Genomic DNA, 25,701 nt, shown 5'->3' with positions numbered 1-25,701 from the left:
CGGGCCGGCAACGCGCGCTACGCCGAGGCTTTGCAGCCCGGCACATCCTCCAGCCTGTCAAAGACCGGAATGCCGCGTTCGCGCGCGATCCGCACATCGTTATCGGCCCCCTTCGAGGCGCCGGGCAGGCGGAGGACGGCGTCGCAGAGCGCCAGCAGCCGGCCGGCGACCGGGTGGAAGATCTCTTCATAGAGCGCATCCCCGACCGTCTTTCCGCCGGCGGCATGCCAGATCGGCAGCGCCACCCATTCCCCGATCATCGGCACATGCCCTGCCTCGAACAAAGCATGCGACGGCGCCTCCAGCACCTTCAGATTGGCTGCCATCTTCGCGGGATCGTCATCCGTGCCCGAACGATAAGGGCCGGCAATCAAAATCAACATGAGAACTCCTTCACGATTTTGCGGTTATTTTCTTGATAATTCTTATTTGATCATGCAGTATCCTGAAGAGTCAAGACGGAGATTTCGATGCTGACCAGCCAGCGCCACGCCCTCATTCTCGATCGCCTGCGCCGCGACGGGCAACTCGTCGCGACAGCACTCGCCGGCGAGCTCGGCCTGTCGGAGGACACGATCCGGCGCGACCTCCGGGAGCTTGCGGGCGCCGGCAAGCTGCAGCGCGTCCATGGCGGCGCCCTGCCGGTCGCCCCGCCGCTCCCGGATCTCGGCGCGCGAACGCAGATCGCCAAGGCGACCAAACAGGCCTTGGCGCTGCGGGCGGTCGCGCGGATCGCGGCCGGACAGCTCGTCTTTCTCGACGGCGGCAGCACCAACGAGGCGCTCGCCCGGGCCCTGCCGCGCGATCTCAGCATCACCATCGCCACCCATAGCCCGACCATCGCCGCAGCGCTTTCCGGCCACGATGCCGAGGTGATCCTGATCGGCGGGCGGCTCTACAAGCATTCGATGGTGGCGACGGGATCGGCCGCCCTGGCCGCCATCGAGACGATGCGCTTCGACCTGTTCTTCCTCGGCGCGACCGCCCTTCACCCGGCCCACGGCGCGACCACGGGCGATTTCGAGGAGGCCGCGATCAAGCGCGCCATCGCGGGCCAGTCCGCCGAAACCTTCATTCTCGCGGCCGGCGACAAGCTCGGCGCCGTCTCGCCGCACCGCATCCTGCCGCTTGCCCAACTGACCGGTCTTGTGGTTTCCGCCGATATCGAGGACACGACACTCTCGCTCTATCGCGAAGCCGGGCTGGAAATCCTTCAGGCCTGAGCCCCCATGTCCCGCGGCGCCGGAAAGGTCTTATCGATGCGATCCCTGTTCCTCTCCTGGCAAGCCTGGGCCCTGCTCTCGGCCGTCTTTGCCGCGCTGACCGCCATCTTCGCCAAGATCGGCATCGAGAACGTCAATTCGGACTTCGCCACCTTCGTGCGCACCGTGGTTATCCTCGCGGCGCTCGGGCTCCTGCTTTCGCTGACGGGACACTGGCAGTCGCCGGCCACGGTCTCCCCGAAAAGCTGGCTGTTCCTCGTCCTCTCGGGTCTTGCGACCGGCGCGTCCTGGCTCTGCTATTTTCGCGCCTTGAAGATCGGCGATGCCGCGCGCGTGGCACCGGTCGACAAGATGAGCGTCGTCCTCGTCGCCCTCTTCGCCGTCGTCTTCCTCGGCGAAAAGCTGTCGGCCCTGCACACGCTCGGCATCGGCCTGATCGCCATCGGCGGCGTGCTTCTGGTTCTCTGAGCGGCCTTGGCCTTTGACCCGGCCGTCGGACGCACTAGCTCTGGCCTCAACCCAGCACAGGAGTTCCCATGCCGCTGCCCACGGAAATGACGTTCATCGATCTGCCCTCCCCCGGCGGGCCGGAGGCCATGCTGCTCGCCAAGGGCCCTCTTCCGGAGCTCGAAGCCGGCCACCTGCTCGTGCGCGTGGAGGCCGCCGGCATCAACCGGCCGGATGTCATGCAGCGCAAGGGCCTCTATCCCGCCCCATCCGGCGCAAGCCCGATCCTCGGTCTGGAAGTCGCGGGCGAGATCGTCGCGATCGGTGACGGCGCGGAGGGCTTTGTTATTGGAGACCGCGTGACCGCGCTTGCCAATGGCGGCGGCTATGCCGAATATTGCAGCGTACCCGCGACGCAGGCCCTGCGCTGGCCGACCGGCTACGACGCGGCCCGGGCAGCCGCCCTCCCGGAAACCTTCTTCACCGTCTGGGCGAACGTGTTCCAGATGGCCGATCTGGTCGAGGGCGAGTCCATCCTCATCCATGGCGGATCGAGCGGCATCGGCACCACGGCGATCCAGCTCGCCGGCGCGTTCGGGGCGCAGGTCTTCGTCACCGCCGGCAGCGGCCCCAAATGCGAGGCCTGCCTGTCGCTCGGCGCGGTCAGGGCCATCAACTACAAGCAGGAAGACTTCAAAGAGGTCATCCTGTCGGAAACCGGCGGGCGCGGCGTGGATGTCATCCTCGACATGATCGGCGCCGCCTATTTCGAGCGCAATCTGCAGTGCCTGGCCACCGACGGACGGCTGTCCATCATCGCGTTCCTCGGCGGCGCAAAAGTCGAGAACGCCAATATCGCGCCGATCCTCTCCAAGCGCCTGCGCGTCATGGGCTCGGCGCTGCGTCCCCGCACGGCGGTGGAAAAGCAGGCCATCCGCGACGATCTGGAGGACAATGTCTGGCCGCTGCTCGACGACGGCACCGTGGCCCCGGTCATGAGCACCGTCCTGCCCTTCGCCAATGTCGCAGAGGCCCACCGGCTGATGGAGGAGAGCGATCACATCGGCAAGATCGTTCTGACGCTCTGAAGAGCCTCTCCGGCGTCCCTCACGTCCTGACAATGGAACGTTACTCTTCGTGATCGGGAAGACGGACGTTTTGTCGGAGAAGGACTTGCGCTTCCCCGAAAATCGCCTATCTTTTCCTCATGTTCAACGTAGTGAAAGGAAGGTGGTCCAATGTCTAATGAGATTTCGGTACTCGTAACGGACAAGGGAAGCATGGTTGCGGAAACGAGGCAGCCCTCGCTCTGAGCCTTCCTTCTACGGACTGAGCCAGCAGCCAGTCCGGGCCGTTTACGGGCCGTATTTCGTGGAAAGGGTCGCTAACGCGGCCCTTTTTCCGTTTTGGGGATTTGGTTTTGTGTGAGCCAATGCGCCGCGACCCGCAGGCCCTGATCGCACGGTCAATTGGATATCAGACACCCAACCGGCCGAAGGCGGGGATCTTGAGTGCGGGCCGCGCGAAATCCACGCCGGCGACCAGCCCCAGGAAGTGCAGCTCGAACCCGCTTCGAACGCCGGCCGAAATGCCGAGCAGGCCATAGAGCGTCGCGTGCAGATCGCGGCCATCGGCATCGATCGAAAAGAGCTTGCCCTCCGGCAGATAGTCCCGCCCGACCGCATCGGGCGGCAGCACGGCGCCGAGATCCGGCACGGTGCGCAGCACATGCGCGACGAAGGTGTTGGAGTTGGGTCCCGGCCAGATGCGATAGGCGCCGGGCTGGGCGTAGGGATAGCTTTGGATCGCCGCCTCGACCTGCGGGATCAGCCGCTCTGCCTCCGCGCCGGTTATGGCGACGACGATGTTCGGCCGGTTGGAATACCAGGCGCCATCGGCCTCACGCATGTTGCGGCGAATGGGCGTGCCCCAGCCGACCTTGTCGTAGCGATTGTAGACCCGGTCTCCCGCACCCTTCGTGACGATCCAGGCATGGCTCGCCACCGCGCCCTTCAGGCCGCCGGTGGCCGCCGAGAGCACATAGACCGCAGCCTCCCGGTCCGCCGTCGCCTTGGGCAGCACGCCGGACGACGACCAGTCGGCATTGCGCCAGCTTTCCGGCCGCTCCTTGACGTACCAGAACCCGGCGGAGGCAAGTGCGGGAAGAAGATAGACGACGAGGATGGCGAGCAGGAGAATGCGGATCAGATTCATGCAATGTCCGGGTTTGACGCGGAAGCGCGATCGGTTATGGCAGGGTACGGAAGGCATAGGCTTTCAGGACAGAGATCGTCGTGACGGAAAGGGTTCGCAAGGCCCGCACCGAAATGTGATGACGAGCAGCGACGGCAAGAGGTTTTGGACATGACGAACCCGGTACTGGTCGAGGTGACGCGCGGCGCGCTCGTGGAAAGTCGCCATCGCGGCATGGTGATCGCGGTGGACGGCGACGGCCGCACCGTCTTCTCCCTCGGCGACGTCGATGCCGGCATCTTCCCGCGCTCGGCCTGCAAGGCGATGCAGGCCCTGCCCCTCATCGAGACCGGCGCCGCCGACGCCTACGGGCTCGATCAGCGGATGCTGGCCCTCGCCTGCTCCTCCCACAATGGCGAGCCGGAACACGCAGCCCTTGCTGCCGAGATGCTGGCGCGGGCCGGTCGCGACGTCTCGACGCTCGAATGCGGCGCGCACTGGTCCTTTGCCCAGCCGGTCCTGATCGATCAGGTGCGGGCGATGGACAGACCGAACGCGCTGCACAACAACTGCTCCGGCAAGCACTCCGGCTTCATCTGCGCCGCCTGCCATGCCGGCGTCGAGCCGGAAGGCTATATCGGCTACGACCACTTCATCCAGCGCGAGATCCGCGACGCGATGGAAAGCCTGACCGGTGCGGCCCTCGGCCACGACACTTGCGGCATCGACGGCTGCGCCATCCCGACCTATGCCGTGCCGCTCAAAGGTCTTGCCCACGGCTTTGCCAAGATGGCAACCGGAACGGGCCTCGGACCCGAGCGCGCGAACGCATCTCGCCGCCTGATCGACGCCTGCATGGCCGAGCCCTTCTATGTCGCGGGAACGAAGCGCGCCTGCACCCGCCTCATGCAGATCGCCCCAGGCCGGATCTTCGCAAAGACCGGCGCGGAAGGCGTCTTCTGCGCCGCCATTCCCGAACAGGGCATCGCCATCGCGCTGAAATGCGAAGACGGCACCACCCGTGCGGCCGAAGCCATGATCGCCGCTACGCTTGCCCGCTTCTTCCGCGACGCGCCCGAGATCGAGGCGGCGCTGCTGGCGGAAGCGACGACCTCCATGCACAACTGGAACGGCATGCCTGTCGGCGATGTCAGGGTGACCGAGGCTTTCGGCCAGGGCTGATGGGTAGGCAGTAGGCAGTAGGCAGTAGGCAGTAGGCAGTAGGCAGTAGGCAGAGAAACAAGATCTTTGGTGCCAGCGTCATCGTCGAGATAGACGTCTAAAAATCGCATCTTCTTTTTTCTTGATTGACGGCTCAATCAAAATTAAGCTGCCTCTTGACGGGGGGAGATGCGGATGCCGAAGGTCGGAATGGAGCCGGTGCGCCGAAAGGCTTTGGTCGATGCCGCCATCAGCGCCATCGGAGACCAGGGCACGCTCTCCGTGACCATGTCGGACATTGCCCGCCGCGCCGGCGTCTCGCCGGCTCTCGCCCATCATTATTTCGGCAGCAAGGACCAGTTGCTGACCGAGACCATGCGTTCGCTGCTGCGCGACCTGCGGCGCGATACGGTGTCGGCGCTGGCCGGGGCCGGTGATCCCCGCGCGCGCGTTTCGGCCATCATCCGCGTCAGTTTTCACGCCGGCCAGTTCGCGCCGGAAACGGTCGCCGCCTGGCTCGCCTTCTACACCGAGGCACAGCGTTCGGAGGCCGTCCGGCGATTGCTGGTGCTTTACGCCCGCCGCCTGCACTCCAATTTGTCGGCGAGCCTGTCGCAGCTCTGCCCGAAGACCGAGGCTGCCCGCATCGCGGAGGCGACCGCCGCACTGATCGACGGGCTTTATATCCGCCGCGCCCTGGGCGCCGCACCATTGACGACCGAGCGATCGATCGCGCTTGCGGAAGACGCGGTCGATGCCGCTCTTGCCCGCATCGCGTTTCGCCGAGAAGAAGGAGCCGCCGCGTGAGCGCCGCCGAGAGCAGCAAGCCGAACATCCTGATCATCATGGTCGACCAGCTCAACGGAAAATTCTTTCCCGATGGGCCGGCGGAATGGCTGCACGCTCCGCATCTCAAGGCGCTCGCCGCTCGCTCGGCCCGCTTCGCCAACAACTACACCTCGTCGCCGCTCTGCGCGCCGGCCCGGGCGTCCTTCATGGCGGGACAACTGCCGAGCCGTACCGGCGTCTATGACAATGCGGCAGAATTCATCTCCTCCATCCCCACCTTCGCCCATCACCTGCGCCGCGCCGGCTACTACACGGCGCTCTCCGGCAAGATGCATTTCGTCGGGCCGGATCAGTTGCACGGCTTCGAAGAACGGCTGACGACGGATATCTACCCCGCGGATTTCGGCTGGACGCCCGACTATCGAAAGCCCGGCGAGCGGATCGACTGGTGGTACCACAATCTTGGCTCGGTCACCGGTGCCGGCGTCGCCGAGATCACCAACCAGATGGAATATGACGACGAGGTCGCCTTCCTGGCCGAGCAGAAGATCTATCATCTCGCGCGCGACATCGGCAGCGCGGATCGCCGTCCCTGGTGCCTGACGGCATCCTTCACCCATCCGCACGACCCCTACGTGGCCCGCCGCCAGTTCTGGGATCTCTACACCGACTGCGACCATCTCCTCCCCGAGGTCGGCATGCTGGACACCCAGGACCCGCATTCCGAACGCCTGATCGCCGCCTGCGACTATGCCAACTCCACCGTCACGGAGACGGATGTCAGGCGCTCGCGTCAGGCCTATTTCGCCAACATCTCCTATATCGACGAGAAGGTCGGCCGGCTTGTCGATACGCTGGAGCGGACGCGCCAGTTGGAGAGCACGCTGATCCTGTTCTGCTCCGACCATGGCGACATGCTGGGCGAGCGCGGCCTCTGGTTCAAGATGAACTTTTTCGAGGGCTCCGCCCGCGTGCCGCTGATGATCGCCGGTCCCGGCGTGACGCCCGGCCTGCATGTCCGTCCCGTCTCCAATCTCGACGTCACCCCCACGCTCTGCGACCTCGCCGGCATCTCGATGGACGAGATCATGCCGTGGACGGATGGCGAGAGCCTGCTGCCGGTGATCGACGGCACGGAGCGCGTCTCGCCCGCGCTGATGGAATATGCGGCGGAAGGATCGATTTCCCCGCTCATCGCCATCCGCGAGGGCAAATGGAAATACGTCCACTGCGCCGACGATCCCGACCAGCTCTACGATCTGGAGGCCGACCCGCTCGAACGTGACAATCTCGCAGCCTCTCCGCCGACCACCGCGATCGCCGCGACGCTGGACGCCTTTCGCCAGATGCGCGACGCCCGCTGGGACATGGCAGGTTTCGACGGCGCCGTGCGCGAAAGCCAGGCCCGCCGCTGGGTGGTCTACGAGGCGCTGCGCAACGGAGCCTACTATCCCTGGGACCACCAGCCGCTGCAGAAAGCCTCCGAACGCTACATGCGCAACCACATGAACCTCGATAATCTCGAAGACTCCAAGCGGTTTCCAAGAGGGGAATGAGGCATGGCGCGAGCGAAATCCAAGGTAGCGACACCGAACGGCATGCGCAAAGCCGTCTTTTCCGACGACATGTTCGGTCGCGGCATCGACAGTCCGGCCGACGAGGTCGTCAACGACGCCGGCTGGTGGGGTTTCCTCGGCACACGCCCCTGGATGCGCGCCCAGCACAATCTCGGGCTCGCGCTGATCGCGGCGGGAGACCACAGCGACGCCACCCCATCCAAGACCGCCACGAAGGACAAGTCCCCATGAGAGCCCAGCCGAAAGCCTCCCACTTCATCGATGGCGCCTATGTCGAGGATACCGCCGGCACCCCGTTCGACAGCCTCTATCCCGCCACCGGCGAGGTCATCGCGACGCTCCATGCCGCAACGCCTGCCATCGTCGAGCAGGCCGTGGCCGCGGCGAAGCGCGCGCAGCCGGAATGGGCGGCGATGAGCCCGACGGCGCGCGGTCGCATTCTGAAGAAGGCGGCCGACATCATGCGGACGCGCAACCGGGAACTGTCGGAGCTGGAAACGCTCGATACCGGCAAGCCGATCCAGGAAACGATCGTCGCGGACCCCACCTCCGGCGCCGACAGCTTCGAGTTCTTCGGCGGGGTGGCGGCGGCCGCGCTCAACGGCGAGCACATCCCGCTCGGAGCCGATTTCGCCTACACCAAACGCGTGCCCATCGGCGTCTGCGTCGGCATCGGCGCCTGGAACTACCCGCAGCAGATCGCCTGCTGGAAGGCGGCGCCCGCCCTCGTCTCCGGCAATGCCATGGTGTTCAAGCCATCCGAAAACACGCCGCTCGGCGCCCTGAAGATTGCCGAGATCCTCATCGAGGCGGGCCTGCCCAAGGGGCTCTTCAACGTCATCCAGGGCGACCGGGACACAGGTCCCCTTCTCGTCGGCCACCCCGATGTCGGCAAGGTCTCCCTGACCGGCTCGGTGCCGACAGGGCGCAAGGTCGCCGCCGCCGCCGCCGGCCAGCTGAAGCATGTCACCATGGAGCTCGGCGGCAAGTCGCCTCTGATCGTATTCGAGGATGCCGACCTCGACAGCGCCATCGGTGGCGCGATGCTCGGCAATTTCTATTCCACCGGCCAGGTCTGCTCCAACGGCACGCGCGTCTTCGTCCAGAAGAGCGTCAAGGAACGCTTCCTGTCGGGCCTCAAGGCCCGCACGGAGAAGATCGTGATCGGCGACCCCATGGACGAGGCGACCCAGCTCGGACCGATGGTCTCACGGCCCCAGCGCGACAAGGTGCTCGCCTATATCGAGACCGGCAAGGGGGAAGGCGCAACGCTCGTCACCGGCGGCGCGATCCCCAACGACGTCCCGGCCGAGGGCACCTACATCCAGCCGACCGTCTTTGCCGACGTCACCGATACGATGACGATCGCCCGCGAGGAGATTTTCGGCCCGGTCATGTGTGTGCTGGATTTTAACGACGAGGACGAGGTGATCGCGCGCGCCAATGCCACCGAATTCGGTCTCTCCGCCGGTGTCTTCACGAGCGACATCGCCCGCGCCCATCGCGTGGTGGATCGGCTGGAAGCCGGGACGCTGTGGATCAACACGTACAATCTCTGCCCGGTCGAAATCCCTTTCGGCGGCTCGAAACAATCAGGCTTCGGCCGCGAGAACTCGGTGGCCGCGCTCCAGCATTATACCGAGCTGAAGACGGTCTATGTCGCGATGGGCAAAGTCGAGGCGCCTTATTGATGGGCCTCGCGCTCCACCACGAGATCGTCGAGATCGACCTTCAAGGCCCTGGCGATGCGCTTGAGCACATCGACCGACCCGGTCTTCTTGTTGCTCTCGATGTCGGAGAGGTCTTGTTCCGCGATGCCCGCCGCCGCCGCAAGTTCGGCCGTCGTCGTCTTGCGGTATTCCCGAAACGTCCTCACGCGGCTGTCGGTGTCGAACAATTCCTTGACCAATTCGTAAGGCCAGGTTTCCTCGCCCGCGGCAATGCGCACCATGATCGCATTGGCATGAAGGCCATCGACGAGATCCTCATAGTCGTCTTCGCTGAGGAGAACGTAGTTCTTGCCGTCAATCGTCAGCTTTTGAACGTCGGTCATGAGTCGTTACCTCTGATAAATGCTTCCGCGCGGCCCCGCATCGATCACCATAATCACCCGGCCGAGATCGTCGATCACGATGCGGTCGTGACCTACTCGAATCCTGAAGTAAGGATTCCCCTGCATCTTCTTGATGTCAACGGCTTCGCCACGCGCATAGGCGTCAAGCTTTGCAAAGATCGCAGCGCGACGTTGCGGCTGCATCCTCTTCAAACTTTTCTGCGCTTCGCGCGTGACGAAGATCTCTTTCATTCATCGAACATAGCTCCGAGAAAATTCGACGGCGAGTCCTTTCATCGTCGGCAGCGCATTTGCCAAACCGTCTTTCACTAGGGCGATAGGATATCATCATGGATGCAGACTTCATCATCGTCGGCTCCGGCTCCGCCGGCTCGGCGCTCGCCTATCGGCTGTCCGAGGATGGCAGGAACACGGTGATCGTCATCGAGGCCGGAGGCTCGGATATCGGGCCGTTCATCCAGATGCCGGCAGCGCTCGCGTGGCCGATGAGCATGAAGCGATACAATTGGGGCTATTATTCCGAGCCCGAGCCGAACCTCAACAATCGCCGCATCAGCGCCCCGCGCGGTAAGGTGCTCGGTGGCTCCTCCTCGATCAACGGGCTCGTCTATGTGCGCGGCCATGCCGAGGACTTCAATCGCTGGGAAGCGCTCGGCGCCCGCGGCTGGGCCTATGCCGACGTGCTGCCCTACTTCAAGCGGATGGAGCATTCACACGGCGGCGAAGAGGGATGGCGGGGCACGGACGGCCCCCTGCATGTGCGGCGCGGGCCGGTCAGGAACCCCCTCTTCCACGCCTTCATCAAGGCCGGAGCCGAGACCGGCTTCGAGATGACGGAAGACTATAACGGCTCCAAGCAGGAGGGCTTCGGCCTGATGGAGCAGACGATCCACAAGGGTCGCCGCTGGTCGGCGGCCAATGCCTATCTCCGCCCGGCCCTGAAGCGCGACAACGTCTCGCTCGTCCGTGGCTTTGCACGCCGCATCGTCATCGAAAACGGCCGGGCGACCGGGGTCGAGATCGAGCGCGGCGGCGCGATCGAGATCGTCAGGGCGAAGCGCGAGGTCATCGTTTCCGCCTCCTCGTTCAATTCGCCGAAATTGCTGATGCTCTCCGGCATCGGCCCGGCGGAGCATCTCCGGTCGATGGGCATCGCGGTCAAGGCCGATCGCCCGGGCGTCGGTGCCAATCTCCAGGACCATATGGAGTTCTATTTCCAGCAGGTCTCCACCAAGCCCGTCTCGCTCTATTCCTGGCTGCCCTGGTTCTGGCAGGGGGTCGCGGGTGCGCAATGGCTAATGACGCGGACGGGGCTCGGCAGCTCCAACCAGTTCGAGGCCTGCGCCTTCCTGCGCTCCGCACCGGGGCTGAAGCAGCCGGACATCCAGTATCATTTCCTGCCGGTCGCCATCTCCTATGATGGCAAGGCGGCCGCCAAGAGCCACGGTTTCCAGGTGCATGTCGGCTACAACCTGTCGAAATCGCGCGGCGCCGTCACCCTGAGATCCGCAGACCCGAAAGCCGATCCCGTCATCCGCTTCAACTATATGAGCCACCCCGAGGACTGGGAGAAATTCCGCCACTGCGTCCGCCTCACCCGCGAGATCTTCCGCCAGCCGGCCTTCGACACCTATCGCGGACCCGAAATCCAGCCGGGCGAGGCCGTGACCAGCGACGAGGATATCGACGCGTTCCTGCGCGAGCATCTGGAAAGCGCCTATCACCCCTGCGGCACCTGCCGCATGGGCGATGCGAACGATCCCATGGCGGTCGTGGATCCCGAGACCCGTGTGATCGGCGTCGAGGGCCTGCGCGTCGCCGACAGCTCGATTTTCCCGCACGTCACCTATGGCAACCTCAACGGTCCCTCGATCATGACCGGCGAGAAAGCGGCCGATCATATCCTCGGCAAGCAGCCTTTGCCCCGCTCGAACCAGGAACCCTGGGTCAACCCGCGGGCCGCCTTTAGCGACCGTCGGTCCTGAGACCGGCCTGACGGAGCCGCGCGACAGCCTTTTCCCACATCTTGCGGGATCGGAGTGATATTTGCTCCGATCTCCTGTCATTGGAAATCCGTTTTTCTGTCTTTCATGACGAAGGGCTGCGATAAAGGCTGTAATCATACAGGATAACCCATGACATCCATGTCCCTTGAAACAACTGCTGCGGCGCTGGCCCGGCAGCTGGAATGTCTCACCCTTGGCGAGCGACTGGCTCTGGTCGCTTCTCTGGATGGCCGTGCCGTATTCACCACCAGCCTCGGCATCGAGGATCAGGTCATTACGGCTGCCATCGGCACCGCAAAGCTCGACATCGAGGTCTCCACGCTCGAAACCGGACGGCTGTTCAACGAGACCGTCGCGCTGATCGATACGACCGAGGAGGCCTACGGCATCCTGATCAAGCGGTTCCATCCCGAGCAGGCCGATATCGATGCCTATGCCGCGACCTACGGCCTGAACGGCTTCTACGAGAGCATCGAGGCGCGCCATGCCTGTTGCGGCGTGCGCAAGGTCAAGCCGCTGGCGCGTGCGCTGGCCGGCGCCACCTACTGGGTCACCGGCCTGCGCCGCGGCCAGTCCGGCAACCGCGCCGATACGCCTTTTGCAGAAGCCGATCTCGACCGCGGCCTGATCAAGATCAATCCGCTGGCGGACTGGGATATCGACACCATCCGCGCCTATGTCGTGGCCGAAGCGATCCCCGTCAATCCGCTGCATGCCCGCGGCTACCCATCGATCGGCTGCGAGCCCTGTACGCGGGCCATCAAGCCTGGCGAGCCCGAGCGCGCCGGCCGCTGGTGGTGGGAAAACGACGAGACCCGCGAATGCGGCCTGCACGTGGCGGAAGCCGCTTCACAGCCGATACCCGACACCAAGGCCTTGGCCGGCAGCGCCGCCTGACGCGCGCCCCGCCCGAGAACGAGACTGGAGACGACCCGATGTCCCTCACGCTTCCGGAAACGGAACTTCACAATCCGCAAAGCGCCCGCCCGCCGCTCGATCCGCATCTGAAGGCGCTCGAAAACGAAGCCATCCACATCTTCCGCGAAGTGGCCGGCGAGTTCGAAAAGCCCGTCATGCTCTATTCGGTCGGCAAGGACAGCTCCGTCCTGCTGCACCTCGCGCGCAAGGCGTTTTACCCCGGCCGCATCCCCTTCCCGCTGCTGCATGTGAACACCGGCTGGAAGTTCGCCGAGATGATCGCGTTTCGCGACGAGATCGTCGAGCGCTACGACCTCGACCTGATCGAACACATCAATCCGCGTGGTGCGGCCGAGAACGTCACGCCGTTCACCCACGGCTCGGCGCTCTACACCGACATCATGAAGACCGAGGGTCTGCGCCAGGCGCTGGACGCCGGCGGCTTCGATGCGGCCTTCGGCGGCGCACGCCGCGACGAGGAGGCGAGCCGCGCCAAGGAGCGGATCTACTCCTTCCGCACGCCCGACCACCGCTGGGACCCGCGCAACCAGCGCCCCGAGCTCTGGAACGTCTATAACGGCATGATCCGCAAGGGCGAGAGCGTGCGCGCCTTCCCGCTCTCCAACTGGACCGAAGTCGATATCTGGCGCTACATCCAGGCCGAGGAAATCCCGATCGTGCCCCTCTATTTCGCAGCGGACCGCCCGATCGTCGAGCGCGACGGCATGATGATCCTTGCCGAAGATCCACGGCTGGAGCTGCAGCCCGGCGAGACCAAGCGTCAGGAGCGCATCCGCTTCCGCACGCTCGGCTGTTTCCCGCTGACAGGCGCCATCCGCTCGAGCGCCACCACGCTCGACGATATCATCACGGAACTTGAGACCGCGACCGTCTCCGAACGTCAGGGCCGCGCCATCGACCGGGACCAGTCCGGTTCGATGGAGAAGAAAAAACGCGAAGGATATTTCTGATGACCGTTTCCGCTTCCACCGGCAGCCAGACGACCTTGCACACGGCGGCCCGCACGACCGGCGACATCAAGGCGCCGACCGGCAACGTCACGGCCTTTGCCGGAGCCGAAGCCCGCGCCCCGCGCGACAGCCGCCCTTTGCGCCTCATCACCTGCGGCAGCGTCGATGACGGCAAGTCCACGCTGATCGGCCGGCTGCTCTGGGATACCAAGGCCGTCAAAGAGGACCAGGCGGCGACGCTCGCCCGCGATTCGAGCGGTAAGCAGAACGATCTCGGTCTGCCGGATTTCGCCCTCCTCCTCGACGGTCTCCAGGCCGAGCGCGAGCAGGGCATCACCATCGACGTGGCCTACCGCTACTTTGCGACCGAGAACCGCTCCTTCATCGTCGCCGACACGCCCGGCCACGAGCAGTACACGCGCAACATGGCGACCGGCGCCTCCACCGCCGACCTCGCCATTCTGCTGGTCGATGCCCGCGTCGGCCTTCTGGAACAGACGCGCCGCCATGCGACGATCGCCACGCTGATGGGCATTCGCCAGTTCGTGCTCGCGGTCAACAAGATCGACCTGACCGGCTACGATCGCGCGCGCTTCGACGCGATCAGCCACGACTTCAAGGAACTGGCTCTGTCGCTCGGCGTGCGCCAGGTCACGGCCATCCCGGTTTCGGCGCTGAAGGGCGAGAACGTCGTGTATGACGGCCGCGCCTCCATGCCCTGGTACGAGGGCCCGACGCTGGTCGAGGTTCTGGAGCTGGCAACCGTCCGCTCCGGCCAGACGACCGGCTTCCGTCTTCCGGTCCAGCGCGTCTCGCGCCCGGGCGAAAGCTTCCGCGGCTATCAGGGCACCGTCGCCGGCGGTTCGGTCAAGCCGGGCGACAGCGTCGTCGTGCTGCCCTCGGGCATGGTGGCCAACGTCACCAAGATCGTCACCTTCGACCTCGTCCGCAATGCGGCGGTGACCGGCGACGCGATCACGCTCGTGCTCGATCGTCAGGTCGATGTTTCGCGCGGCGACATGATCGTCGCCATCGACAGCCAGCCCCAGACAGGCGTCGCCTTCGACGCGCAGATCGTCGCCTTGCAGCCGGACGGCATCCAGCCGAACAAGCGCTACTGGCTGAAGAGCGGCTCGCGCCGCCAGCGCGTCAGCGTCGAACCGGTCAGCCAGCTCGACCTGAAGAGCGGCAAATGGGGCCCGTCCGACGCGCTGTCGATGAACGCCATCGGCAAGGTCCATCTCGCGTTCGACGAGCAGGCCATGTTCGACGCCTACGAGCAGAACCGCACGACGGGCGCCTTCATCCTGATCGACCCCGACACCAACAACACGGTGGCCGGCGGCATGATCACGGGCAAGCGCTCGTCCCTCGGTGGCATCCACACCGATGAAACGCGCGTCCTCCTGTCCCTGCCCGCCGATCTGGCCGACCGGATTCTCGCAAGCGACCTCCTCGCCGGACGTCGCGACGAACTGGAAGTTCGCCGCATCTCGGCCGCCCGCGCACAGGATCTGCTCGATACGCTCGACGGCTGATGCCGCTGCAGGCGCATCTGACGCCTTGACCTTCCCACGGTTGGAAGCCCTATCATGGGGACGTCTCTGAAAGGAAACGTCCCCATGATTGCGTTCGACATACCCGACATGACCTGCGGCCACTGCAAGAGCACGGTGGAAAGCGCCATCCATCAGGTGGATGCACGCGCCGCGATTCGCATCGACCTCGCCGCAAAGACCGCCGATGTGGAAACCGAGGCAAGCGCCGACAGGATCGCCGAGGCGATCGCGGCGGCCGGCTACACGCCCCATCTCCGCTCCCCGCTCTGATCGCCACGCGGGCTCCCGGTTCCGATCGCGGGCCGCCCGGCCGCCAAGGCGTCCGAGGCGCATGTCCGGTCTCCCGCACGGACCATGCAGGTTTGCCCCTTGACCTTCCCATGATGGGAAGGTCTATCTCTACCGGCAGATGACAACAGGGACGCTTCCCGATGACCGTGCATACGCCTCTCCGGCCCCCCAATTCCGCCTCCGCGACGACGACGCTTGCCGTCGATGGCATGAACTGCGCCTCCTGCGTGGGGCGGGTCGAGAGGGCGCTCGCCGCCCTCCCCGGCGTCATCGATGCCAGCGTCAATCTCGCGACCGAGCGGGCCACCGTGACCCATGCCGCAGACCTTCAGAACGGGGCGATCGTCGCAGCGATCGAAGCCGCCGGCTATGCGCCACGGCGCGTCACGCAGACGTTTCCGATCGAGGGCATGAGCTGCGCCTCCTGTGTCGCCCGGGTGGAAAAGGCGCTTGCAGCCGTGCCCGGCGTCATCGAGGCAAGCGTCAACCTCGCGAGCGAGACAGCGACCGTCCAACGGCTGGACGGCACGGATGTCGCGACGATCGAGGCGGCCGTGGCCAAGGCCGGCTACAGCGTCAGACCAGAGGCGGAGGGCGAACCCGCAAGCGATGTCGACGAGACCGGCGATCGCCGATCGCGCGAGGCAAAACGGCTCGCGCGCGCCTTCAGCCTGGCTGCCGTGCTCACCCTTCCGCTTTTCCTTCTCGAAATGGGCGCGCACCTCGTGCCGGCCATCCATGACGGGGTCATCTCGACGCTCGGCATGGAGGGCAGCCGCCGCCTGCAATTCGTGCTGGCAACGCTGGTCCTCTTCGGTCCCGGCCTCACCTTCTTCCGCAAAGGCGTGCCGAACCTGCTTCGGCTCGCGCCCGACATGAATGCTCTCGTCGTGCTCGGCACCTCGGCCGCCTGGTCCTATTCCGTCCTTTCGACCTTCCTGCCGTCCGCGCTGCCGCCGGGCACCGACAACGTCTACTTCGAGGCGGCCGCCGTCATCGTCACGCTGATCCTGCTTGGCCGGATGCTCGAAGCCCGCGCGAAAGGCCGCACCGGCCAGGCGATCCGCCGGCTGATGGGTCTTCAGGCAAGGACCGCGCGCGTGATCCGGGCGGAGGGGATCGTCGAGGTTCCGGTCGGCACGGTGAAAAAGGGCGATCGCGTGCTCATCCGCCCCGGCGAGAAAATTCCGGTCGATGGCGAGGTCGTGGAAGGCCGGTCGCTGGTCGATCAGTCGATGATCACGGGCGAACCTCTGCCCGTTTCCGTCGCGGAAGGCGCCTCCGTCGTCGGCGGCACGATCAACGGCACGGGCACGTTCAATGTCGTCGTAACGAAGACGGGGTCGGAGACGCTTCTGTCGCAGATCATCCGCATGGTCGAGACGGCACAGGGTTCGAAACTGCCGATCCAGGCGACGGTCGATCGCATCACTGCGCGTTTCGTGCCCGCTGTTCTCGCCGCCGCCCTGCTGACATTTGCGGCCTGGCTCGTCTTCGGGCCGACGCCGTCGCTCGGCCTCGCGACGATCAATGCCGTTGCCGTTCTCATCATCGCCTGCCCCTGCGCCATGGGTCTGGCAACGCCGACCTCCATCATGGTCGGCACCGGACGCGCTGCCGAGCTCGGCATCCTCTTCCGCAAGGGCGATGCCTTGCAGGCCCTGCGCGATGTCGACATCGTCGCCTTCGACAAGACGGGGACGCTGACGGAAGGCAAGCCGGAACTGACCGCTTTCGTGCTGACGCCCGGCTTCGAACGCGCGGATGTCCTGCGCCGTGTCGCAAGCCTCGAAGCCCGCTCGGAGCATCCGATCGCCGCCACCATCGTCTCCGCAGCGCGTGGAGACAAGGTCGTGCTTGCGGATGTCACCGATTTCCAAGCCCTTCCTGGCTCCGGCGTCAGGGGCATGATCGAGGGTGAAGCCGTCCTGGTCGGCTCCGACCGCGCGATGCGCGACAGCGGCATCGACGTTTCCGGGTTTGCGCCGCAGGCGGTCGCATTCGGCGATGCCGGGACGTCGCCGATCTATGCGGCCGTTGCCGGCAGGCTTGCCGCCATGATCGCCGTCACGGATCCGGTCAAGCCGGGCAGCGCCGCCGCCATCGCGGCATTGAAGGCCGCGGGCCTCAAGGTCGTGATGATCACCGGCGACAACGGCCGCACGGCGAACGCCGTCGCCCGTGTGCTCGGCATCGACACGGTGGTGGCCGAAGTCCTGCCCGGCGGCAAGGTCGCGGCGGTGCAGGCCCTGCGGCGCGAGGGCCGCCTTGCCTTTGTCGGCGACGGCATCAACGATGCGCCGGCGCTGTCGGAAGCCGATATCGGCATCGCGCTCGGCACCGGCACCGACATCGCCATGGAAAGCGCCGATATCGTGCTGATGTCGGGCGATCTTGGCGGCGTGCCCCGCGCGATCGCGATCAGCAGGGCGACGATCCGCAACATCCGCCAGAATCTGTTCTGGGCCTTCGCCTATAATGTCAGCCTCGTGCCGGTGGCCGCGGGTCTCCTCTATCCCGTGAACGGCACGCTCCTGTCTCCGATCCTCGCGGCCGGCGCCATGAGCCTCTCAAGCGTCTTCGTCCTCGGCAATGCGCTGCGCCTGCGCCGCATCTCTCCCTCCGCTCCCTTGGAAAGGATGGCATCGTGAACATCGGCCAAGCCGCAAAAGCCTCCGGCGTATCCTCCAAGATGATTCGCTATTACGAGCAGATCGGCCTGATCGCGCCCGCCCATCGCAGCGAGGCGCAGTACCGGACCTATGAGGACGCCGACATTCATACGCTGCGCTTTATCCGCCGCGCCCGCGATCTCGGCTTCTCGGTCGAGCAGATGAAGACGCTGCTGGCGCTCTGGCACGATCGCGGGCGGGCCAGCGGCGACGTGAAGGCGATCGCGCTCGAGCATATCGCCGAACTCGACCGCAAGGCTGCCGCCATCGCGGCGATGACGGCAACGCTGCGGCATCTCGCAAGCAACTGCCACGGAGACGATCGCCCGGATTGCCCGATCCTCGCCGATTTCGCCGACGCCCCACCCGAGGCGGACCTGCCGGAGGTCTCCGCCCGCTTCGGGCGTGCCAATCTCGGCTAGGGCGTAACCAGCCTGAAATCCGGCGGCTGACGCGCCCGAAAATACGGTGGATGCCCGAGGCGGAAGCATTGTCGCGTCGCTTTCACGCGATAAGATGGCGCCGCATCGAGCGGAAGGGCCTGCATGTTTCTCGACCAGAACGACCTCGCCGCCCTCGTGGCGTTCCGGCACGACCTGCACCGCCACCCGGAAATTTCGGGCGAGGAGCGCGAAACCGCAGCGCGGGTGCAGGCGCATCTCGAAGCTTTGAAACCGGACCGTGTTCTCACCAGCCTTGGCGGACATAGCGGACAGGCCGGACATGGCGTGGCGGCGGTGTTTGCCGGCAGCGCACCGGGGCCGACGCTCCTGTTTCGCTGCGAACTCGATGCCCTGCCGATCCCGGAAATCTCCGACGCGCCGCACCGGTCCGAATATCCCGGCAAGGGGCATCTCTGCGGGCATGACGGGCATATGGCGATCGTCGCGGCGCTCGGTCGCGGCCTGGCCCGGAAGAGGCCCTTGCGCGGACGCGTGGTGCTGATGTTCCAGCCGGCCGAGGAAACCGGCGCGGGTGCCGCCGCCGTGATCGCCGATCCCGCTTTCGAAGACATTCGCCCGGACATGTCCTTCTCGCTGCACAACCTGCCCGGCCTGCCGCTCGGACATGTCGCGCTCGCCTCCGGTCCCGTCAACTGCGCCTCGCGCGGCCTGCGCGTCATCCTCGACGGCAGGACGGCGCATGCCTCCATGCCGGAAACGGGCATCTCGCCCATGCTCGCCGTCTCCCGCCTGATGCCGCAACTGACCGCCCTGACGACCGGCCGCTTCCCGGCTGCGGATTTCGCCATGGTCACGCTGACCCATGCCGTTCTCGGCGAGCCCGCCTTCGGCATTGCCCCCGGCCGGGCGGAAATCTGGGCGACGCTGCGCACGTTGACCGATGACGGCATGGCCGATCTCTGCGCCCGCGCCGAAGCGCTGATCGCGCAAACGGCCGGAGAGGAGCGATTGCGCCTTTCCCACTCTTACGCGGATATCTTTCAGCATTGCGAGAACGCGCCGGAAGCGGTCGCGCATCTCCGGCAGGCGCTCGACCAGGAGGGCATCGACCATGACGCGGCGGGACTGCCGATGCGGGGGTCGGAGGATTTCGGACGGTTCGGCGCCTGCGGCCCCTCGGCCATGCTGTTTCTGGGCAGCGGCGAAGCGCATCCCGCACTCCACAATCCCGACTATGATTTTCCGGATGCGCTGATCGAGCGCGGGTCACGCGTTTTCCTGCGGGTCGTCGCGAATATTCTAGAATTGCAGCAATGACAGCCCGTGAGCCTGCCTTGCCCTTGTCTCGCCATGATGGCGCCCCATCTGTTGTGCACTGCACCATGCGCCACCCGATATTCCCAGGGGTCCGGCCCAGAGCCCGGAGACGGCCATGAGAAAACTATCCGACACGATCGAACGTCTGGCACGCCTGCGCACCCGGCCGGACGGTCTCCAGCCCGCAACGTCGGCGTTGCGCCCGCTCGACATCACCGGCAGCAACCCCGGCGAGCTCACGGGCTGGTACAGCATGCCTGAAAAGCCGAAAGGCGCGCCGCCGCTGGTCGTCGTGCTCCACGGCTGTACGCAGAACGCGGCAGGCTACGATCGCGGCTCCGGCTGGTCGGCTCTGGCGGAGGAATACGGCTTTGCCGTGCTCTACCCGGAGCAGAGCCGCAGCAACAACGGCAATCTCTGTTTCAACTGGTTTTCAAAGCCCGACGTGACCCGCGGTTCCGGTGAGGTGCTTTCGATCCGGGAGATGATCGCGACGATGATCGCCGATCACGGGATCGATCGGCGCCGCGTCTACGTGACCGGCCTGTCGGCCGGCGGGGCGATGGCGAATTCGCTGCTGGCCACCTACCCCGAGATCTTCGCCGGCGGCGCCATCATCGCCGGCCTGCCGCATGGCGCAGCCAGAACCGTGCCGGAAGCCTTCGACCGCATGCGTGGCCATGGCCTGCCCGACGCGGACAGGCTGCAGGCGCTGCTGTCCGCCGCCTCGCCGCACAAGGGTCCCTGGCCGACCATCTCGATCTGGCAAGGCACGGCCGACAGCACCGTCGCCGACAAGAATGCCGGCGCGCTGATCGACCAGTGGCGGGACGCGCTCGGCGTCGCGGCCCGTCCCGAACGCGTCGAGACGGTGGATGGTCAGGAACGGCATATCTGGGTGGACAGTGCCGGGCGCGAGGTTCTCGACCTCTTTCTGGTGCGCGGCATGGGCCATGGGACGCCGCTCGATACGGCGAGCGGCTATGGCGAGGCGGCACCCTACATGCTGGATGTCGGGATCTCCTCCACCCTCCACATCGCCCGTAGCTGGGGCCTCACGGCCTCGTTCGAGAAGAGGGCGCATCGCCCGCAGCCGGCATCGGCCCGTGCCGAGGCAGCCGGCAACAGCGCTGGCAACAACGCTGGCACTGGCGCTGGCAACAGCGCTGGGACCGCCTCGCTCTTCTCTGCCGCCTGGCCGGGAAAGGCCAAGCCGGAAGGCGTCAAGGACGTCATCGAAGCGGCCCTGCGCGCTGCCGGCCTGATGAAATAAGGCCTGGCGCTTCGGCGCAGGGTCCGAAAGCCCTTTTCGGCCCGTCCCGCTCTGGACCCACGTCCACGGCTGAGGCACAGTCGTGGCACGACGAAGCCGCCATCGGCCTTGAGGGAATGAAGCGCGATCGATGAACTTCTTTGAGAGCCTCCTCGTTCTTCTCCTCGTGGCCATCGCCCTTCTTCAGGTGTCGCGGCGCCTGTCGGTGCCCTATCCCTCCATGCTGGCCATGGCCGGCGTTGCCGCAGCGCTCGTGCCGGGCGTGCCCTATATCGCGTTGGAACCGGAAACGGCGCTCGCGCTCTTCATCGCCCCGGCCCTCATGGATGCCGCCTTCGACTTCCCGGTCAACACGGCGCGGCGCTACTGGGCGGCGCTGATCGTGTTTGCCATCGGCGGCGTGGTCGCCACTGCCCTTGCCGTCGCCTTCATCGGCGCCACTTATGCCGGCCTGCCGATCGCCGCGGCGCTCGTTCTCGGCGCGATCGTCGCGCCGCCGGATGCCGCGGCCGCGACCGCCGTCCTTTCCGGCATGTCCATTCCCCGCAGCACGGATGCGATCCTGCGCGGCGAAAGCCTGTTCAACGATGCCGCCGCGCTCCTGATCTTCGGCGCGGCACTGTCGGTGCAGACCTCGGGCGGGCTCGGGCCGGCGGTCGCGCTGCACTTCGCCATCGCCGCGCCGGGCGGCATCCTCCTCGGCATGGCCGCGGCCTGGGCCACGTCGCGCGTCACCGGTTATGTCGCCGGCACGCTCGGCGGCAACCTGCTGCAATTCGTCCAGACGTTCCTGCTGTGGATCATCGCCGAACATCTCGGCCTGTCCGCGGTGCTCGCCATCGTCGCCTTCGCCATGACCATCGCCGCCAGCAGCACCAGCCGCTCCTCTGCCCGCATGCGCGTCCAGTCCTATGCGGTGTGGAGCGCCGTCGTCTTCGTGCTCAACGTCATGGCCTTCCTGCTGATGGGCATGCAGGTGCGCGACATCATCGGCGGCATGACGACCGAGCGGCTGATCCATGCATCCGGTTTCATTGCCGCCGTGGTCGCGACCGTCGTCATCGTCCGCTTCGTCGTCTTCATCGGCTTCAACCGCCTACGCAACGCTTTGCTCAGCAGCGAAGAACAGACGAATATGCGCCAATCGGTTCTTGCGGCCTGGTGCGGCATGCGCGGCCTCGTCACCCTGGCCACCGCCTTCGCGCTGCCCGCTGATTTCCCGCAGCGCGATCTCGTTCTGCTTGCGGCCTTCGCCGTGGTTCTCGCCACGCTCGTCCTGCAGGGGCTGACGCTTGCGCCGCTTATCCGGCTGCTCGGCCTCGACCAACGCGAACAGGGCGCCCGCGACATGACCGATTTCCGGCTTGAGATCGCCTCCGCCGGGCTCGAACGGATCGGCGATCGCACAGGACCCGAGGCAGAGCTGGTGCGCAGCAAGTTCGCCATCGAGCGTGCCGCATTGGCGGATACGTCGGGTGCCGATGCGCTCCAGACCTACCGCGCCCTCGCGCTGGAGGCGATCGACGCCCAGCGCAAGACCCTGGAGCGGCTGCGAACCGGCAACCGGCTGAATGTCGACGAATACAACCAGCTTCTCGAAGAGATCGACTGGCGCGAACTGGCCGTCCTCCCCGACGACGAGCGGCGCATCGAGGAGACGTAGCCTCTCGACCCCACCCTACGCCTTGGGAAAGAACCGGTTGCCCGGCCGCGGCAGGCCGAGATGATCGCGTAGCGTCGTGCCTTCGTATTCCCTGCGGAAGCGACCGCGTCGCTGCAACGCGGGCACGAGCCGCTGCGCCACATCGTCGAGACCCTGCGGCAGATAGGGGAACACCACGTTGAAGCCGTCCGATCCCTCCGAATCGATCCAGGTTTCCATCTCGTCGGCCACGCTTTCCGGCGTGCCGACGAAGGCAAGGCCCGAATAGCCGCCATAGCGCTGCGCCAGCTGCCGCACCGTCAGCTTCTCGGTCTCGGCCAGCCGCAACACCTGCTGCCGGCCCGTCTTGCTGGCATTCGTGTCGGCAAGATCGCGCGGCAGCGGCGCATCGAGCGGAAAATGCGAGGCGTCGAGGCCGAGCGCGATCGACAGCGATGCGATGCCGCTTTCGAAATGCACCAGACTGTCGAGCAGCGCGCGCTTCTCCCGCGCCTCCTCGATCGTATCGCCGATGACGATGAAGGCGGCCGGCAGGATCTTTAAATGATCGCGCGACCGACCGAGCGCGCCGAGCCGCCCCTTGATGTCGGCATAAAGCTCCTGCCCGCCGGCCAGATCGCGCGGGGCTGCGAAGATCACTTCGGCCGTTTCCGCGGCAAGCTGACGGCCGGGCTCGGATTGCCCCGCCTGCACGATGACGGGCCAGCCCTGTGGCGGGCGGGCGATGTTCAGCGGCCCGCGCACGGTAAGGCTCGGGCCCTGATGGTCGAGCACATGCATGCGCTCGGGGTCGAAGAACAGCCCGCTCTGCTGGTCGCGCAGGAAGGCATCGTCGGCAAAACTGTCCCAGAGGCCGGTGACGACATCGAAGAACTCGCGCGCCCGACGATAACGCTCGCCATGCTCCACATGCTCGTCGAGGCCGAAATTGAGCGCGGCATCCGGGTTGGAGGTGGTGACGATGTTCCACCCGGCCCGGCCCTCGCTGATGTGATCGAGCGAGGCGAAGCGCCTCGCGATGTGATAGGGCGCATCGAACGTGGTGGAAGCCGTGGCGACGAGGCCGATCCGCTCGGTGACGGCCGCGAGCGCCGAGAGCAGCGTGAAGGGCTCGAACGAGGTCACCGTATGGCTGCGCTTCAGCGCCTCCACCGGCATATTGAGCACGGCCAGGTGATCGGCCATGAAGAAGGCATCGAACTTCGCGGCCTCCAGCGTCTGCGCGAAGCGCTTCAGATGCGGGAAGCTGAAGTTCGCGTCCGGGGCCGCGCCGGGATAGCGCCAGGCGCCGGTGTGCAGGCTGACAGGCCGCATGAAGGCACCGAGATGCATCTGCTTGGACATGGGCACTTCCTTGGGTTCCCCGGCACGACAGGCCGGGCCTGATGCGGAAACGGCGCTGCGATCACCGATGGTCGAGGCGATCGACCAGACGATCGCCGATCCACTGGATGGCACAGACCAGCACGATGAGCACGACGACGACCGCGATCATGACCGATGTCTCGAAGCGCTGATAGCCGTAGCGGATGGCGAGATCGCCGAGCCCGCCCGCGCCGATGGCGCCGGCCATGGCCGAGGCACCGATCAGCGTGACGAGCGTGACGGTGAAGCCGGCGACGATGCCGGGCAGCGCTTCCGGCAGCAGCACCTCCCGCACGATCGTCCAGCGATTGCCGCCCATGGAGCGCACCGCCTCGATCAGCCCGCGATCCACATCGCGCAGCGACACCTCCGCGATGCGGGCGTAATAGGGCGTGGCGGCGATGGAGAGCGGCACGATCGCCGCCCATGTTCCGATCGAACTGCCGACGATGACGCGCGTGACGGGGATGAGTGCCACGAGGAGAATGATGAACGGCACCGAGCGGAACCCGTTGACGACAGCGCCGAGCACGCGGTTGACCCAGAGGTTCTCCGAAATGCCGCCCTTGCCGGTCATCACCAGGGCAAGGCCGAGCGGCAGGCCGGCGACCAGCGAGATGATGCCGGAGGCGAGCGTCATCAGGACGGTCTCCCAGAGAGACCGCAGCAGAAGATCAAACAGGATCGGCGACATGACCGGTGGTCTCCACATGGGCGCCGTGGCGCGTCAGGAAGGCGATCGCCTGCGGCAGCGAGGCGCCGGGGGCAAGCGTGATGAAGAAGCGGCCGACCGACTGCCCCTGGATATGATCGATGCCGCCATGCACGAGGCGCACCGGCGCGCCGAGCGCGATGGACAGCGCGGGAAGAAGCGTCGAGGCCTCCGGGCCGACCAGATCGACGCTGAGCACCTGTTCGCCGCGCGCCGCAAGGTCTGCGGCGATGGCCGGCGGCAGGCCGGGGCGGATCGCGCCGAGAAGGCTCTTCGTGGTCGCCGCCTTCGGATCGGAGAACACCGACCAGACCGGGCCGTCCTCGACGATTTTGCCGGCATCGATCACCGCGACCCGATCCGCAACGCCGCGCACGACCTCCATCTCATGGGTGATGAGGAGAATGGTCAGGCCGAGGCGCGTGTTGATATCCTTCAGGAGAGACAGGATCGACGCCGTCGTTTCCGGATCGAGCGCGGAGGTCGCTTCGTCGGAAAGCAGCAGCGCCGGCCGCGCGGCCAGCGCCCGGGCGATCCCCACCCGCTGTTTCTGCCCGCCGGAGAGCGCCGAGGGATAGGCATCGGCCTTGGAGGACAGACCGACCAGATCGAGCAGTTCGGCCGCCCGGACGCGCCGCTGCGCCCGCGGCATGCCCTCGATCTTCAGCGGCAGCATGACGTTTTCCGCCACGGTCTTTGCCGAGAGAAGATTGAAGTGCTGGAAGATCATTCCGATGCGGCGGCGCAGGGGCTGGAGTTCGGCTTCGGAAAGCCCGGTAATATCACGGCCCTCGATCTCGATCGTGCCGCGGTCCGGGCGCTCCAGACCGTTCAGGCAACGAATCAATGTCGATTTGCCGGCGCCGCTGCGACCGATGATGCCGAGCACCTCGCCCTTGCGCACCGAAAGGGAGATTCCGTCCAGCGCGGCGGTCTCGCCGAAATGCCGGAAGACGCCGTCGAGCCACACGACGGGCGTCTCGGCAGCTTGCGCCACACCGGAAACCGGCCGGATATCCGCGTCGGTCGGGGCGGCTCTCGTCTCCGCGCTCGCAGTCATGGTCATTCTCTCGTCCTTCCTCGCCG

The 25,701-nt window shown here is 66.0% G+C and carries 25 protein-coding genes; 18 read left to right on the top strand and 7 right to left on the bottom strand.

All coding sequences use genetic code 11. From position 1 onward, the window contains the following. Nucleotides 1–17 precede the first annotated feature (17 nt). Nucleotides 18–383 (bottom strand): hypothetical protein, encoded by a 366-nt coding sequence (locus ASG39_RS00400; RefSeq protein WP_062591761.1) that lies wholly within the window; start codon nucleotides 381–383, stop codon nucleotides 18–20. Between the two features lie 87 nt (nucleotides 384–470). Here ASG39_RS00400 and ASG39_RS00395 point away from each other — a divergent pair, with 87 nt between their 5' ends. The 3 genes from ASG39_RS00395 (at nucleotide 471) to ASG39_RS00385 (ending at nucleotide 2,758) form a co-directional block, all read left to right on the top strand. Continuing rightward, the gene (locus ASG39_RS00395; RefSeq protein WP_062591759.1) at nucleotides 471–1,223 is read left to right on the top strand and encodes a DeoR/GlpR family DNA-binding transcription regulator; all 753 of its coding nucleotides are present in this window, start codon (nucleotides 471–473) and stop codon (nucleotides 1,221–1,223) included. 36 nt (nucleotides 1,224–1,259) lie between these two features. Then, nucleotides 1,260–1,691 (top strand): EamA family transporter, encoded by a 432-nt coding sequence (locus ASG39_RS00390; RefSeq protein WP_062593254.1) that lies wholly within the window; start codon nucleotides 1,260–1,262, stop codon nucleotides 1,689–1,691. Nucleotides 1,692–1,759: 68 nt separating this feature from the next. Beyond that, nucleotides 1,760–2,758, top strand: coding sequence for an NAD(P)H-quinone oxidoreductase (locus tag ASG39_RS00385; protein ID WP_062591757.1), 999 nt, complete (start codon nucleotides 1,760–1,762; stop codon nucleotides 2,756–2,758). Between the two features lie 388 nt (nucleotides 2,759–3,146). On the opposite strand, the gene ASG39_RS00380 is transcribed toward ASG39_RS00385, so the two are convergent. Beyond that, on the bottom strand, nucleotides 3,147–3,884 hold the full coding sequence (locus tag ASG39_RS00380; RefSeq protein WP_062591755.1) for a DUF3750 domain-containing protein: 738 nt from the start codon (nucleotides 3,882–3,884) through the stop codon (nucleotides 3,147–3,149). Between the two features lie 150 nt (nucleotides 3,885–4,034). Between ASG39_RS00380 and ASG39_RS00375 the strand changes: the two genes are divergently transcribed. The 5 genes from ASG39_RS00375 (at nucleotide 4,035) to betB (ending at nucleotide 9,081) form a co-directional block, all read left to right on the top strand. After that, nucleotides 4,035–5,045: an asparaginase gene (locus tag ASG39_RS00375; RefSeq protein ID WP_062593253.1), complete on the top strand. Its 1,011-nt coding sequence runs from the start codon at nucleotides 4,035–4,037 to the stop codon at nucleotides 5,043–5,045. A 174-nt stretch (nucleotides 5,046–5,219) separates the two neighbouring features. After that, the gene (gene betI / locus ASG39_RS00370; protein WP_062591753.1) at nucleotides 5,220–5,831 is read left to right on the top strand and encodes a transcriptional regulator BetI; all 612 of its coding nucleotides are present in this window, start codon (nucleotides 5,220–5,222) and stop codon (nucleotides 5,829–5,831) included. Beyond that, nucleotides 5,828–7,369 carry a choline-sulfatase gene (gene betC, locus ASG39_RS00365; protein WP_277995947.1) on the top strand — a complete coding sequence of 514 codons (1,542 nt, stop codon included), beginning with the start codon at nucleotides 5,828–5,830 and terminating at the stop codon, nucleotides 7,367–7,369. The genes betI and betC overlap by 4 nt, the downstream gene beginning before the upstream one ends. A gap of 3 nt (nucleotides 7,370–7,372) precedes the next feature. Next, nucleotides 7,373–7,621 carry a hypothetical protein gene (locus tag ASG39_RS00360; RefSeq protein ID WP_156467965.1) on the top strand — a complete coding sequence of 83 codons (249 nt, stop codon included), beginning with the start codon at nucleotides 7,373–7,375 and terminating at the stop codon, nucleotides 7,619–7,621. Then, a complete protein-coding gene (betB, locus tag ASG39_RS00355; protein WP_062591749.1) occupies nucleotides 7,618–9,081 on the top strand; it encodes a betaine-aldehyde dehydrogenase in 1,464 nt (487 codons plus the stop codon). The genes ASG39_RS00360 and betB overlap by 4 nt, the downstream gene beginning before the upstream one ends. Here the strand turns inward: betB and ASG39_RS00350 are convergent. Together ASG39_RS00350 and ASG39_RS00345 are read right to left on the bottom strand one after the other, a co-directional pair. Continuing rightward, nucleotides 9,075–9,443, bottom strand: coding sequence for a helix-turn-helix transcriptional regulator (locus tag ASG39_RS00350; protein ID WP_062591747.1), 369 nt, complete (start codon nucleotides 9,441–9,443; stop codon nucleotides 9,075–9,077). The genes betB and ASG39_RS00350 overlap by 7 nt on opposite strands. A gap of 6 nt (nucleotides 9,444–9,449) precedes the next feature. Further along, nucleotides 9,450–9,695 (bottom strand): hypothetical protein, encoded by a 246-nt coding sequence (locus ASG39_RS00345; RefSeq protein WP_062591745.1) that lies wholly within the window; start codon nucleotides 9,693–9,695, stop codon nucleotides 9,450–9,452. 98 nt (nucleotides 9,696–9,793) lie between these two features. Between ASG39_RS00345 and betA the strand changes: the two genes are divergently transcribed. From betA to ASG39_RS00295, 10 genes are all read left to right on the top strand, one after another. Then, nucleotides 9,794–11,449, top strand: coding sequence for a choline dehydrogenase (gene betA, locus ASG39_RS00340; RefSeq protein ID WP_062591743.1), 1,656 nt, complete (start codon nucleotides 9,794–9,796; stop codon nucleotides 11,447–11,449). Nucleotides 11,450–11,599: 150 nt separating this feature from the next. Continuing rightward, the gene (locus tag ASG39_RS00335; protein ID WP_062591741.1) at nucleotides 11,600–12,367 is read left to right on the top strand and encodes a phosphoadenylyl-sulfate reductase; all 768 of its coding nucleotides are present in this window, start codon (nucleotides 11,600–11,602) and stop codon (nucleotides 12,365–12,367) included. Nucleotides 12,368–12,405: 38 nt separating this feature from the next. Next, entirely contained in the window at nucleotides 12,406–13,359 is a 954-nt protein-coding gene (gene cysD / locus ASG39_RS00330; protein WP_062591739.1) for a sulfate adenylyltransferase subunit CysD, read from the top strand. Next, nucleotides 13,359–14,897, top strand: a complete 1,539-nt coding sequence (gene cysN / locus ASG39_RS00325) for a sulfate adenylyltransferase subunit CysN (protein WP_082476794.1) — start codon at nucleotides 13,359–13,361, stop codon at nucleotides 14,895–14,897. Before cysD ends, cysN begins: the two co-directional genes overlap by 1 nt. A gap of 84 nt (nucleotides 14,898–14,981) precedes the next feature. After that, nucleotides 14,982–15,188 (top strand): heavy-metal-associated domain-containing protein, encoded by a 207-nt coding sequence (locus ASG39_RS00320; protein ID WP_062591737.1) that lies wholly within the window; start codon nucleotides 14,982–14,984, stop codon nucleotides 15,186–15,188. A gap of 161 nt (nucleotides 15,189–15,349) precedes the next feature. Continuing rightward, on the top strand, nucleotides 15,350–17,860 hold the full coding sequence (locus ASG39_RS00315; RefSeq protein ID WP_062591735.1) for a heavy metal translocating P-type ATPase: 2,511 nt from the start codon (nucleotides 15,350–15,352) through the stop codon (nucleotides 17,858–17,860). Beyond that, nucleotides 17,857–18,303, top strand: a complete 447-nt coding sequence (gene cueR / locus ASG39_RS00310) for a Cu(I)-responsive transcriptional regulator (protein WP_062591733.1) — start codon at nucleotides 17,857–17,859, stop codon at nucleotides 18,301–18,303. The genes ASG39_RS00315 and cueR overlap by 4 nt, the downstream gene beginning before the upstream one ends. A gap of 123 nt (nucleotides 18,304–18,426) precedes the next feature. Next, entirely contained in the window at nucleotides 18,427–19,602 is a 1,176-nt protein-coding gene (locus ASG39_RS00305; protein WP_062591731.1) for an amidohydrolase, read from the top strand. A 115-nt stretch (nucleotides 19,603–19,717) separates the two neighbouring features. After that, nucleotides 19,718–20,875: a PHB depolymerase family esterase gene (locus tag ASG39_RS00300; RefSeq protein ID WP_062591729.1), complete on the top strand. Its 1,158-nt coding sequence runs from the start codon at nucleotides 19,718–19,720 to the stop codon at nucleotides 20,873–20,875. Nucleotides 20,876–21,005: 130 nt separating this feature from the next. After that, nucleotides 21,006–22,538: a cation:proton antiporter gene (locus tag ASG39_RS00295; protein WP_062591727.1), complete on the top strand. Its 1,533-nt coding sequence runs from the start codon at nucleotides 21,006–21,008 to the stop codon at nucleotides 22,536–22,538. Nucleotides 22,539–22,553: 15 nt separating this feature from the next. On the opposite strand, the gene ASG39_RS00290 is transcribed toward ASG39_RS00295, so the two are convergent. From ASG39_RS00290 to ASG39_RS00280, 3 genes are read right to left on the bottom strand one after another with little or no spacing between them, the layout of a single operon-like run. Further along, nucleotides 22,554–23,888 carry an LLM class flavin-dependent oxidoreductase gene (locus ASG39_RS00290; RefSeq protein WP_156467964.1) on the bottom strand — a complete coding sequence of 445 codons (1,335 nt, stop codon included), beginning with the start codon at nucleotides 23,886–23,888 and terminating at the stop codon, nucleotides 22,554–22,556. 55 nt (nucleotides 23,889–23,943) lie between these two features. Beyond that, entirely contained in the window at nucleotides 23,944–24,597 is a 654-nt protein-coding gene (locus tag ASG39_RS00285) for a methionine ABC transporter permease (RefSeq protein ID WP_062591723.1), read from the bottom strand. Beyond that, on the bottom strand, nucleotides 24,578–25,681 hold the full coding sequence (locus ASG39_RS00280) for a methionine ABC transporter ATP-binding protein (RefSeq protein ID WP_082476792.1): 1,104 nt from the start codon (nucleotides 25,679–25,681) through the stop codon (nucleotides 24,578–24,580). The genes ASG39_RS00285 and ASG39_RS00280 overlap by 20 nt, the downstream gene beginning before the upstream one ends. Nucleotides 25,682–25,701: the final 20 nt, after the last annotated feature.

The organism is Rhizobium sp. Leaf371 (genome assembly GCF_001424045.1).
In the GTDB taxonomy this organism is placed as follows: Bacteria; Pseudomonadota; Alphaproteobacteria; order Rhizobiales; family Rhizobiaceae; genus Ferranicluibacter.
Note: the sequence above shows the minus strand (reverse complement) of the source record. Positions and strands in the feature narration are given on the sequence as shown.